Origin of the sequence: Mycobacterium sp. (assembly GCF_049280035.1) — a bacterium.
In the GTDB taxonomy this organism is placed as follows: domain Bacteria; phylum Actinomycetota; class Actinomycetes; order Mycobacteriales; family Mycobacteriaceae; genus Mycobacterium.
The window spans coordinates 1-12,112 of sequence record NZ_JBAPPI010000406.1 but is presented as its reverse complement, the minus strand read 5'-3'; the positions used below and the strand labels follow the sequence as shown (position 1 = coordinate 12,112).

Below are 12,112 nucleotides of genomic sequence, written 5' to 3'. Positions count from 1 at the left end.
CAGCTCGTAGTGCGGCACACCCAGGCCGGCGGACAGCGCTCCCTGCGGATCCAGATCGACCAGCAACACGCGACGGCCGTATTCGGCGAGTGCGGCGCCCAGATTGATCGTCGACGTGGTTTTGCCGACGCCACCTTTCTGATTGCACATCGCGATGACCTTGGCCGGGCCGTGCGACGTGCGCGGCTTAGGTTCGGGGATCTTCCGTGGTGGACGTCCGGTCAGGCCGACTCCGGTGCCGCTGTCGGCGTCGTCAGTCACGAGCGCGTCATTTCCGGCCGCGGCTGCGCAGACCGACCCGGCATGCGCGGCGTTTGGGAAATGGCGGACATCGCAGGAGAGTCTAACGGGTAAAGGCGCGCGCGCCGGGCGACCCGCAACAACCTAACCAGCCAATTTGGGCCGGCTCCGCTCGATTGCCCGGCTTTCTCACTTCCCAACCTCCGTCGCCGCAGCGATAGTGTGGCGCTCATGAGTCTGAAGCAGCGCATTCCCTTCCTGCGATGGTCGATGTGGCGAATGGCGACGGGGGTCCGCAACATCACGACAACGGGCCAGATCGGCGACGGGCGGGAAGCCGCCGCAGTCGAATACGTGCTCAAGCACGCTCGCGCGGGCGACATCGACGACGTGTTGGCAACCATCGACCGGTTCGCCTACGAGAAGTCGATGCTGATCAACGTCGGCGACGAGAAAGGCGCGCTGCTCGACGCGGCCGTCCGGCGCGCCGACCCGAAGCTGGCGCTCGAGCTCGGCACCTATTGCGGCTACGGCGCGCTGCGCATCGCCGGGGCCGCCCCCGCCGCCAAGGTGTACTCCGTCGAGCTGGCCGAAGCCAACGCCGTCAACGCCCGCCAGATCTGGGCGCACGCCGGCGTCGCCGACCGGGTCACGTGCGTGGTCGGCACCATCGGCGACGGCGGGCACACGCTCGATGGGCTGGGCGACGAGCATGGCTTCACCGCCGGCGCACTCGACTTCGTATTTCTCGACCACGACAAGGACGCCTACCTCGCGGACCTGCAGAGCATCCTCGCACGGGGCTGGCTGCATCCCGGGGCCATCGTGGTCGCCGACAACGTCAGAGTGCCCGGCGCGCCGAAGTACCGCGAATACATGCGTCAGCAGCAGGGCAAGCAATGGAGCACCACCGAACACAAAGCGCACCTTGAGTATCAGAGCCTGATCGCCGATCTGGTGTTGGAATCGGACTATCTGGGCTAGCGGCCGCCTACCGCGCTCGCGGATGGGCTTCGGCCCAGACCTCGCGCAGCGCGTGCACGGTGACCATCGTGTAGATCTGCGTCGTCGTCACCGAGGCGTGTCCCAGCAGTTCCTGAACGACCCGGACATCAGCGCCGCCATCCAGCAGGTGGGTGGCAAATGAATGCCGCAGCGTATGCGGGGACACCCCGGCGGTGATCCCGGCGCGGTCGGCGGCATCCTGCAGCACTTGCCACGCGCTTTGCCGCGACAACCGGCCACCGCGTGCATTGAGAAAGATGGCCGGCGTCCCGCGTCCGCGACGCGCCAACTCCGATCGCCCGCGCACCACATAGGCGTCGAGTGCTTGCACCGCAGGCCGTCCGATTGGGACCAGCCGCTGTTTGCCACCTTTGCCGCGCAGCAGCACCGACCGAGCGTGCGTGTCGATGTCATCGACATCGAGCCCGACCGCTTCCGAGATGCGGGCGCCGGTGGAGTAGAGCAGTTCGAGCAGCGCGCGGTTGCGCAACGTCAACGGGCCATCGGACGGGCTGTCGCCGCCGGCGCCGGCCAGCAGCGCGAGCACCTGGTCGAGGCTCAGGCTTTTCGGCAGCCGTCGCCCGGGCGTGGGTGGCTTAACGGCCTGTGCCACATCGAATTCGGCTAGGCCCTCGGCGGTGGCGAACCGGTGCAGGCCGCGCACCGCGATCAGCGTCCGTGCCGCCGACACCGCTGATAGCGGCACGACCCCGGAATCCGGATCGCCGCGCCGCAGTGCCACCAGGAATTCGCTGACATCGCCCTCGCTGACCTTGGCCAGGTCATCGATGCCCCGCAGCGTGAGGTGCTCGAAGTAACGGCGCAGGTCGCGGCGATAGGAGCTCAAGGTATTGGCCGCCACGCCTCGTTCGATCGTCAGATGATCGAGGTAGCCCTGTAGCTGGGTCTCCAGCGGCGCCGCCAGCGTGGTCACTTAGCGGCCTGCCGCGCGGCGAACGCCTTCGACTTGTCCCCCCACGGCGTGTCGACCGGCCGCGGTTTTGCAAAACCTTCCCTGACTGCGAATGCGGCCAAAATCCCTGCTACCGCAAGGGAGTTGACGATCTCACCGCTGAACACCCGGCGGACCGCCTCGGCGATGGGGTACCACTGCAAGGTCATGTCGGCTTCTTCGTCATGCGCCTCGGGTCGGTCTACCTGCGTCAAACCGGTTGCCAGATAAACCCGCACGGATTCGTCGCTGAAACCGGGTGTGGAGTCCAGATCGACCAATACCTGCCACGTCTGCGCCTGCAGGCCGGCCTCCTCGCGGAGTTCCCGAGCGGCGGTCAGATGCGGGGCTTCGCCGTTGACGTCGAGCAGTCCGGCGGGCAACTCCCATAGTCGTCGACCGAAGGGATGGCGATACTGATAGACCATCGGAATGCGGCCTTCGTCGTTCATCGCGACGACAGCCACTGCACCGTAATGCTCGACGATCTCCCGCGTGACGAGCTTGCCGCCGGGCATCCGGACTTGGTCCTTGCGAAGTGCGAAAATCTTTCCGGTATGCAGGGTTTCGGACGATATCGTCTCGAAGATGTGGTCAGCCACGGGCAACAGGTTCGGGCTCGGACAACGACTGGTCTACCCCGTCATGTTGCTCACTTCCGTTCGATGGCTGCTCGGGTATCTCCACCGGAAGCCGCTCGGCCGCCTTGTAGTCGATGGCCGCCCCGACGAACCCGACGAACAACGGGTGCGGACGAGTCGGCCGACTCTTCAACTCGGGATGGGCTTGGGTACCGACAATGAATGGATACATCTCTGGCGGGTATTCCACGAACTCCACCAGGTGGCCGTCGGGAGACGTCCCGGAAAACCTCAGGCCGCTTTCGGCGATCCGATCCCGGTAGGCATTGTTGACCTCGTAGCGATGTCGATGCCGCTCCGACACCTGCGTTGACTGATACGCCTGGGCCACAATGGAACCCGCCTCGAGCACCGCGGGATACGACCCCAGCCGCATAGTGCCGCCGAGATCGGCCTCGCCGGCGACGATCTCCTGCTGATCGGCCATGGTGGAGATCACCGGGTCCGGTGTCGCCGGATCGAACTCCGCCGAATTGGCCTGGGTCAGGCCGACAGAACGAGCCGCCTCGATCACGATGCATTGCAAGCCAAGACACAACCCCAACACCGGCAGACCCATGGACCGTGCGTATCGGATAGCACCGATCTTGCCCTCGATTCCGCGGATGCCGAACCCGCCAGGAATCAGCACGCCGTGGACATCGTCGAGCAGCGCAGCGGCGCCGCTTGGCGTTTCGCAGTCGTCGGAACCGACCCAGCGGATCTCCACCTTTGCCCGGTGTTTGAAGCCGGCCGCCCGCAGCGCCTCGACGACCGATAGATAGGCATCCGACAGGTCGACGTACTTGCCGACTAACGCGATTCGGACCGTTTCTTGTGGATCGTGCACGCGCCGCAGCAAGTCATCCCACTCGGTCCAGTCGACGTCGCGGAACGGCAGGTTGAGCCGGCGCACCACATACGCGTCAAGCTCCTCGCGATGCAGTACCTTCGGGATGTCGTAGATCGACGGCGCGTCAGGGGTGGATATGACGCCGTCGATGTCGACGTCACACATCAGCGCGATCTTCTCCTTCAGCGACTCGGGAACATCACGGTCGCAGCGCAGGATCAACGCGTCCGGCGTGATACCGATGCTGCGCAGCGCTGCCACCGAGTGCTGGGTCGGCTTGGTTTTCAATTCGCCCGACGGCGCCAGATACGGGATCAGCGACACATGCAGGAAGAAGACGTTCTCGCGGCCGAGATCATGACGAACTTGCCGGGCTGCCTCGAGAAAGGGCTGCGACTCGATATCGCCTACCGTGCCGCCGATTTCGGTGATGACGACGTCCGGGCGGTTTCCGTCGGCGTCCGGCTTGGCCATCGCCAGAATGCGGCTCTTGATCTCGTCGGTGATATGCGGGATCACCTGGACGGTGTCGCCGAGGTACTCGCCGCGGCGTTCCTTGGCGATAACTGTCGAATACACCTGTCCGGTAGTGACATTCGCCGAACCGGACAGGTCGCGGTCAAGGAAGCGCTCGTAGTGGCCGACATCGAGGTCGGTCTCGGCGCCGTCCTCTGTGACGAACACCTCGCCGTGCTGAAACGGGTTCATGGTGCCGGGGTCGACGTTGAGGTAGGGGTCGAGCTTTTGCATCGTCACCTGCAACCCGCGCGCAGTCAGCAGCTGCCCCAGGCTGCTGGCCGTCAGTCCCTTGCCCAGCGAAGAAACGACGCCACCGCTGACGAAGAGGTGCTTAGTGGCGCTCTGCGGATGCTTGCGCAATGTAGCGACCTCCGTGAATACGGCGCAGGGTTTGGGCCTGCCGACCCACGGAAATCCACCCTAACATCAGCGCCGCCGCCTCGGTGCTGACACGCCCGGCGGACTACCGCGCGATGGTGAGGCCGGTAGCGCCGTGACCGGTGCCGTACTGACCGGTGCGGCCACCGTTGACCAGGTCGGCCATCCCCAGCACGGTGGTGATCCGCCCGGACTCGGCGTTCACGTCGTCGACGGTGCTGATTGCCGACGTCACCGCGGCATCGGCGCGGGCCACGGCGACGGCCGCTGTTCCACCCGATGAGCCGTTGCGCCCGGCAAGCAGCACACCCGAGCCGTGCGGCGCGAGCGCTGCGGCGAACCGGGCCACGCTGACACCCTGATTTCCGGCGTCGTCGCCAAGGCCACCGCCGGTGATGATCGCCGCGGCATTCGCCGCGCCGATGTGCTGGTTCCCGTAGCCGATAAAGCCGGTGTCACGCAGCGCCGCCAGCACGGTATCGCGCTGCGCATCGTCGACGGTCGGGACGGCCGGGTCCCGGTTGATCATCAGCGCAATACCAAGCAGGTCGCCGGCCTGCGAGCCTTGGTCGACGAGTTTGGTGCTCAGCTGGGCGCCGGCCGGCAGAATCGATGAGTTGACGACTGACCGCAGCTTCTCCGCAGAGTTGGCGTCGACGAACTCCTGGGTCAACGACACCGTGCCGGTCACAGCCCCGCCGGATTGTCCGATGATCCTCGACACCGCATCGACGTCGTCATTGTTCGCATCCGGGGAGCGGAAAATAACCACCGACTTGCCGTTCAGCGCGTCGTGCACCATCCGGCCTGCCATTTCGGTATCGAAAGCGTCTGCAGCGCTGATCTTTTCGCTCAACGCCTTCTTCTGGTCATTGAGCGTGTTGATCTGGCCGTGCAAATCTTTGGATTCGTCACGCAATCCGGACAGCAGGGTGTTCGACAGGAAACCCGAGCCAAGCACGACTCCGACCGCCAGCGCCAGGAACACAGCGGCCAGCGATATAGCGTGCTGGCGTAGCGATATCACGTCGGTTCCTGTTCTAGTGGGCCCAGTGTTGCATCCATGCAGAGAACTGATTCCAGTACTCGACGACCCAGTGCAGGACCAGGGCGTCGGTGCGCGACACCCACAGCGCAACGACGATCGTGGTCAACATCGTCAAGATCAACAATGCGATCGCCCCGCCGGAAATTCGATTGTGGTACAGGGTGGCAACCGCCTTGGCATCCACCACCTTCTCCCCCACGCGCAGCCTGGTGAGGAAGGTCGACGGGTTGCTCTGCTGGCGCGACCGGTCGAAGAACGTCTCGATGTTGGCGCTGTGGCCGGCCGTTACCAGCAGGGCGGCGCCGTGGTGGTCGGCCAGCAGCAGAGCCAGGTCGGTGGGCGAACCCGCGGCAGGGAACGTCATCGCGCCGACACCGAGGTCCTGGATGCGCTCCAGGCCCGATGCATGACCGTCGGCGTCGGCGGGCAACACCACCTGGGCGCCGCACTTGAGCACATCGGTGCTGAGCTCATTCGGATCGCCGACGATGAGTTGCGGGCGATATCCCGCCTTGCGCAAGACCTCTGCGCCGGTGCCGACTCCGATCAGAACAGGTTGGTACTCCTTGATGAACGGTTTGAGGCGCTTGAGGTCTTCGGCGGCGTGGTCCTCGTCGGCGACCACCACGACATGACGTCGACGTAGGTCGACGTCGACGTCGGGGATGCCGATCCCGTCGATCAACAGCGGGCTTTCGCTTCGGATGAACTCGATGGTGTTGCCCGCGAACGCCTCCAGGTGGGCGACCAGTCCAGTCTTCGCCTCTTGCATCAGTTCGGCGATTTCCTCGTCGGTGCGCTCGGTGCCACGGATCAACCGGCGGTCCCCGGAGTACACCCCGCCGTTGAATAACCGGATCTTGGCGCCGTCCCTGATCTTCTTGAAAACCTCAGGCCCAGCCTCGTCGATGAGCGTGACGCCGTTGGCCACCAGCACTTCTGGACCCAGGTTGGGATAGCGACCCGACACCGACGGGGATGCGTTGACCACGGCGGCGATCTCGGCGTCGACGAGCGCATCGGCGGTGATCCGGTCCAGGTCGAGCACATCGAGGACCACGATGTCGCCGGGGCATACCCGACGCAGCAGTCGGTCGATGTCGCGGTCGACTCGGGCAGTGCCGACGACACCTGGCCGCGAGCCACCGGTACGAGACAGAAGCGCAGTCATCCTGGTGGTCACACTCATGGGGGCGATTCTGTCGGTGAAGGTGAGCCCGACCGGGGAGGCGCGCCGTAACAACAGCCTCAGAAGTTATATCTTGTCACATCTGTCACACAATTGAATGTCGTCACGAGGTCGCAATCCGATCACAGTCTGCGGCCTCGAGCAGCTCCCGCGCATGGGCGCGCGCCGTGTCAGACTCACCGAGCCCGGCCAGCATCCTGGCCAACTCGGCAACCCGGTCGTCGCCGTCCAGGCGCCGCACTCCGCTGGCACCGTTTTTCCCCGTGCTATCGACCATGAGATGGACATCGGCGTAGGCCGCGACCTGCGGCAGATGTGTGACCACGATGACTTGGCGGTTGCGCGCCAACCGCGCCAGTCGCCGCCCGATCTGCACCGCCGCCCGGCCGCCCACGCCGGCGTCGACCTCGTCGAAAACCATCGTGGTGCCACCCATCCGGGAAGGAGAAGTCGCCAGCACCACTTCCAGGGCCAGCATCACCCGCGACAGCTCGCCGCCGGACGCGCTTTTCGACAGCGGCAGCACCGTGGTGTTGCGATGCGCCGTGAAGCCGAACTCGACCTGGTCAACACCGTCTCCGCCGGCGTGGGCTTGCGCGCCTGAGGGCAGCGCCAGCGCGGCGGGGTCATCGTCACCAGCCGGCATATTCCTGACGGTGATGGTGAATTCGGCATCGGACATCGCCAGGCCCGATAGCTCGCCAGTGACTTCCTTGGCCAGTCGCTTGGCTGCCTGGCTACGCGTCTTGCTGAGTTCTGTTGCAGCGGAGGCTAATTCGGTCGCAAGTTCGTCGACGCGGCGTTGCAGGCCGGCCAGCGCCTCTTCGGAGACGTCCAAATGTGCCAGCCGATCGCGCGATTCGCGGGCCCATTTCAGCACGCCGTCGATGTCGGCGGCGTATTTGCGCGTGAGCGTGCGCAGTTCGGCTTGCCGGGCCAACTTGGTGTCCAAAGTGCTGGCATCGGCGGGTAATTCGTTCAGGTAGTCGCCGAGTTCACGCGCGGCATCATCGACCACGGTCAGCGCCTCGCTGAGCTGATCCGCCAACCCACGCAGCGTGGCGTCGTCGGTCGACTCCAGCGCTGTCTTCGCTCGTGCCACGCTGTCGGCCGCTGATGCGGGTTGGCCGATCACGTCGGCCTCCTCCGCCGCGCCGGACAAGGCGGCACGTGCGCTGGCCGCAGCCTCGCGCAGCGCGTCAAGTTCCGAGAGCCGGCGGATGTCGTCGATCAGCGCGTCATCCTCACCAGGTGCGGGGTCGACGGCGTCGATCTCATGCAGGGCGAATTTCAGCCGGTCGGCCTCCTGGGCCAATTCACGGGCCCGGTTGCTTCGGTCGACGAGGTCACGCCGCGCCGACTGCCACGCGTCGCGCAGCTTGCGATAACGCTCCAGCCGGGCACCGACGGCCGCGAACCGGTCCAGCGCGCCGCGTTGTTCGTCGGGTCGCATCAGCCGCAGCTGGTCGTTTTGTCCGTGCAGAGTGAGTAGCTCGGTGGTGAAACCGCTCAACGATTTGGCCGGCACGCTGCGCCCGCCCAGGTAGGCCCGCGAAGGACCTTCGCGGCTGACCGAGCGCAACGCGATGATGCTGCCGTCCTCATCACGCTCGGCTCCCGAGGCGTCCAGCATCTCGTCGATCTGCGCAGCGGCTTTCGGGTCGAGATCGGCAGTGGTGAAGCGGCCTTCGACTACGGCCCGCTCGGCGCCCGAGCGCACCCGGTTGACGTCGGCGCGAGCCCCGCCCAGCAAGTGCAAACCGGTGACCACCATCGTCTTACCGGTGCCGGTTTCCCCGGTCAGGACCGTCAGCCCCCGGTCGAACTCGGCCGTGGCGACGCTGATGGCGCCCAGCGCCTCGATGCGAATCTCACTGAGCACCAGGCAGCACCGTTACCGTCCGCGCCAGCCGGTGACCGGCAAGCGGAACTTACGGACCAAGCGGTCGGTGAACGGCGCACTATCCAGTCGCGCCCATTTCACCGATACCTCGCAGCGCCGCACCTCCAACCGTCCACCGGCCGGTACCAACATTTCCCGCCGGCCGTCGCAGAACACCACTGCGTCGTGCCCGTCGGCCTCGATTTCGATGGCGATGCCAGCGTCCGGGCTGGTGACCATCGGCCGGGCGAACAGCGCGTGAGCGTTGTTGGGCACCACCAAGAGCGCTTCCAGATCTGGCCACAGGATCGGCCCGCCGGCGGAGAATGCGTAAGCCGTGGATCCGGTGGGGGTCGACACCAACACGCCGTCGCAGCCGAAGGTCGACACCGGCCGGCCGTCGACTTCGACGACCACTCCGAGCACTCCCAGCCGCGGCCCCTTTTCCAGGCTGGCGTCGTTGAGCGCCCATCCGCGGTTGATGACCTCACCCTTCACCCGAACCCCGATGTCGAGCGTCAAGCGGTCTTCGATTCGGTAGCTCCGGGCCACGACATGCTCGAGCACGGTGTCGATAGCGTCGGCCTCGGCTTCGGCCAGGAAGCCGATCCGGCCCAGATTGACGCCCAGCACCGGAATGTCGGCGTTGCGAGCCAGCTCCGCGGCCCGCAAGAAGGTGCCGTCGCCGCCGAGTGCCATCACCAGCTCGCACTCGTCCGCAGCGCCCGGGTCGGGGTCGATGACCTCGATGTCGACACCCAACGCACGCATATCATCCGGCGACAAATGCAGCGAACCTCGATCGACCGCCTCCGCGGATAACACCCGAAGCCCAATCCCGTTGTCGCTCAATACTTTCTGCACTCGGCGCGCGGTCTCGGTAGCTTCCTCACGTCCGGTGTGAACCACCAGCAGGACGGTGCGCTCACGCGTCATTGCGGCCCCGCTTCGACGGCTGCGTGGACCTCGTTCTCCAATTCATCAGCAGACAAACCCCGATCGGTCTCGGCGCGCAGCCACAGAAAGTATTCGACGTTGCCCGACGGGCCCGGTAGCGGGCTGGCGGTGACCCCGGCGGTGTGCCATCCCAGCTCTTCGGCGTGCCGCGCGACGGCAAGCACCGAGCCCACCCGCAGCTTGGGATCGTGCACCACCCCGCCGGCACCCACCTGACCTTTGCCCACCTCGAACTGCGGCTTCACCATGGGAACGATATCTGCGTTGTGCGTCGCGCATCCAGTCAGCGCGGGCAACACCGTGGTCAGCGAGATGAACGACAGGTCAGCGACGACGGCTTCAACCGGGCCGCCGATCAGCGCCGGTGTGAGCTCCCGCGCATTGGTGCGCTCGACGACGACCACCCGAGGATCCGACCTCAGCGACCAGGCCAGCTGGCCATAACCCACATCAACGGCGACCACTTCGCGTGCGCCGCGATCGAGCAACACTTCAGTGAACCCACCGGTCGATGCGCCGGCATCCAGACAGCGCCGACCCGCGACGCTGATCCCGAACGTGTCGAGCGCACCGATGAGTTTGTGCGCGCCCCGCGACACCCAGCCGCGCTCGCCGTCGTCGGCCACGCGCAGCGCCGCAGTCGCCGCGACGGCGGTGCCCGGCTTCACTGCCGGCATGCCGTCAATGCTGACCTTTCCGGCGCCGATCAACTCCGCGGCCTGCTGGCGAGATCGAGCCAGCCCGCGCCGAACCAGCTCGGCGTCAACACGGCTACGCCGCGGCACGGCGCACTCAGCCCTTCTCCGCCGACTCCAGCGCCTGCACCAGCATGTCGTGTGCTTCAGACAGGCGGCGCGCTATCTCTTCGAGATCGGCTTCCGCGGGCACGTTCTCGACGTCGGCAAGATCAGGTAGCTCGGCGAGCACGGCGTCGATCCGAGCGCGAATCTCATCAGGATGGGTACTCATTACAGTCTTAACGCTATCGGATTCACACCAGGGACCACCGCTTCAGGGCGTCGTGTGCGGTGTCGTCGCCGGCTTTGACGGTGACGGCTTGTGCGTCGCAGTTGCTCGCCCAGACGGCGTTCGCGACGGCACGAACGACCGACAGGTCATCGCTCCCCTCACCCTCGCGTCCGCTGCTGACCGTCACCGACATGTCCCCGGTCTCGACGTGCCATGCGGGTTGCGAAGCAACCGCGAGCACATCCGCATCCTGGTGCAGCGAGCGTAGGTCGTAGCCGATGTAGGTGGCGCGTTGTTCACGCACGGCGTGCACCGCATCCCGCGCGGAATTGACGCCGCTGAGAACCATCAAGCTGGGCAGCCCGGCGGCGTTGGCGCCTGCGATGTCGGTGTTTAGCCGGTCGCCGACTACCAGCGGCGCGCGAAAGTCGCCGCGCGCCAATGCATCTGTCATCAAAGTCGGTGATGGCTTGCCCGCGACCTGGGGCTCGGCATCGGTTGCCGCTTTCAGTGCGGCCACCATGGAGCCGTTGCCGGGCAGCAAACCGCGTTCGGTGGGCAGGGTGGCGTCGACGTTGGCCGCTACCCACAGCGCTCCGGCCCGGATGGCCAACGCCGCCTCGGCGAGGTTGATCCAGCCGGTTTCGGTCGAGTGACCCTGGACCACGGCGTGCGGTTTGTCTTGGAATAGGCGTACCGGCCGTAGTCCGACCGCCGCGATTTCGTCGGCCAGCGAATCGGTGCCGACCACCAGCACCCGGGACTCGGGCGCCAGTTGACCGGCTAGCACGTGGGCGGCGCTTTGCGCGCTGGTGACCACATCGTCGGCCGTCGCCTTCAGACCAATGTCGCGCAGGTGGTCGGCAACCTGATCGGCACTGCGCGAGGCGTTGTTGGTGACGAAGAGCTTGCGGCCGGGAACCTTATCCAACGAGTCCGCCGCGCCCTCAGTCAGCTCATGGCCGTGGAATACCGTCCCATCCAGATCCAGAAGTAGGCAATCATATTGCTGCGCAAGCGTTCCCACGTCAGCCGAGCTCGCTCACTCGGTCTTCGGCATCGGTCACACCCTCGACGTCGGCGGCTGCGGCGCGCAGGAACCATTCCAGCGCCTCGTCGCGCCGGTCCAGCGCGAGCAGTGTCTCCGCATAGGCGTAGAACAGCCGGGCCGCGATCGCCCCTCTCCGCGCCGGGTCCAGCTGCGGTGTGGACAAGACGGTGAGGGCTTGTTCGAGCTGACCGAGGTCCGCGCGGGCGCCGGCGGCGACGATGCGCAATTCGTCGGCTTCCTCGCCGCTGAGCTGGGCCGCCTCGGGCCCGCGGGCCAGCTCAAGCGCCCGTTCTGGTCGCCCCAGGCCGCGTTCGCAGTCGATGATCAGCGGGAGCAACGGGGATTTGCTGCCCATCCTGCGTGCCGCGCGCAATTCGGCGAGCGCCTGCGCCCAGTCGCCACTGTGGTAGGCGGCGATCCCGACGGCTTCCCGGACGGCGGCAATACGG

The 12,112-nt window shown here is 66.1% G+C and carries 13 protein-coding genes; 1 reads left to right on the top strand and 12 read right to left on the bottom strand.

Annotation, left to right across the window (positions count from 1 at the left end):
* Positions 1-261 (bottom strand): ParA family protein (locus WAN71_RS13580; RefSeq protein ID WP_422225832.1); only part of this gene is annotated, 261 nt, incomplete at its 3' end.
* A gap of 210 nt (positions 262-471) precedes the next feature.
* Between WAN71_RS13580 and WAN71_RS13575 the strand changes: the two genes are divergently transcribed.
* Complete coding sequence (locus tag WAN71_RS13575) at positions 472-1,224, top strand: O-methyltransferase (protein WP_422225831.1); 753 nt, start codon at positions 472-474, stop codon at positions 1,222-1,224.
* 7 nt (positions 1,225-1,231) lie between these two features.
* Here WAN71_RS13575 and xerD read toward each other — a convergent pair whose 3' ends face one another.
* The 11 genes from xerD to WAN71_RS13520 all read right to left on the bottom strand — a co-directional run.
* On the bottom strand, positions 1,232-2,179 hold the full coding sequence (gene xerD / locus WAN71_RS13570; protein WP_422225830.1) for a site-specific tyrosine recombinase XerD: 948 nt from the start codon (positions 2,177-2,179) through the stop codon (positions 1,232-1,234).
* The gene (locus WAN71_RS13565) at positions 2,176-2,799 is read right to left on the bottom strand and encodes an NUDIX domain-containing protein (RefSeq protein ID WP_422225829.1); all 624 of its coding nucleotides are present in this window, start codon (positions 2,797-2,799) and stop codon (positions 2,176-2,178) included. Before WAN71_RS13565 ends, xerD begins: the two co-directional genes overlap by 4 nt.
* Positions 2,792-4,549: a CTP synthase gene (locus WAN71_RS13560; protein ID WP_422225828.1), complete on the bottom strand. Its 1,758-nt coding sequence runs from the start codon at positions 4,547-4,549 to the stop codon at positions 2,792-2,794. Before WAN71_RS13560 ends, WAN71_RS13565 begins: the two co-directional genes overlap by 8 nt.
* 103 nt (positions 4,550-4,652) lie before the next feature.
* Positions 4,653-5,594 (bottom strand): copper transporter, encoded by a 942-nt coding sequence (locus tag WAN71_RS13555; protein WP_422225827.1) that lies wholly within the window; start codon positions 5,592-5,594, stop codon positions 4,653-4,655.
* A gap of 13 nt (positions 5,595-5,607) precedes the next feature.
* Positions 5,608-6,804 carry a putative cytokinetic ring protein SteA gene (gene steA / locus WAN71_RS13550; RefSeq protein ID WP_422225826.1) on the bottom strand — a complete coding sequence of 399 codons (1,197 nt, stop codon included), beginning with the start codon at positions 6,802-6,804 and terminating at the stop codon, positions 5,608-5,610.
* 103 nt (positions 6,805-6,907) lie between these two features.
* Positions 6,908-8,686, bottom strand: a complete 1,779-nt coding sequence (gene recN / locus WAN71_RS13545; RefSeq protein ID WP_422225825.1) for a DNA repair protein RecN — start codon at positions 8,684-8,686, stop codon at positions 6,908-6,910.
* A 12-nt stretch (positions 8,687-8,698) separates the two neighbouring features.
* Entirely contained in the window at positions 8,699-9,622 is a 924-nt protein-coding gene (locus WAN71_RS13540) for an NAD kinase (protein WP_422225824.1), read from the bottom strand.
* Entirely contained in the window at positions 9,619-10,428 is an 810-nt protein-coding gene (locus tag WAN71_RS13535; RefSeq protein ID WP_422225823.1) for a TlyA family RNA methyltransferase, read from the bottom strand. The genes WAN71_RS13540 and WAN71_RS13535 overlap by 4 nt, the downstream gene beginning before the upstream one ends.
* A gap of 7 nt (positions 10,429-10,435) precedes the next feature.
* Positions 10,436-10,612, bottom strand: coding sequence for a hypothetical protein (locus WAN71_RS13530; protein WP_422225822.1), 177 nt, complete (start codon positions 10,610-10,612; stop codon positions 10,436-10,438).
* Positions 10,613-10,634: 22 nt separating this feature from the next.
* Positions 10,635-11,639: an HAD-IIA family hydrolase gene (locus WAN71_RS13525; protein WP_422225821.1), complete on the bottom strand. Its 1,005-nt coding sequence runs from the start codon at positions 11,637-11,639 to the stop codon at positions 10,635-10,637.
* A gap of 1 nt (position 11,640) precedes the next feature.
* The coding region (locus WAN71_RS13520; RefSeq protein WP_422225820.1) for a hypothetical protein at positions 11,641-12,112 on the bottom strand (472 nt) is incomplete at its 5' end.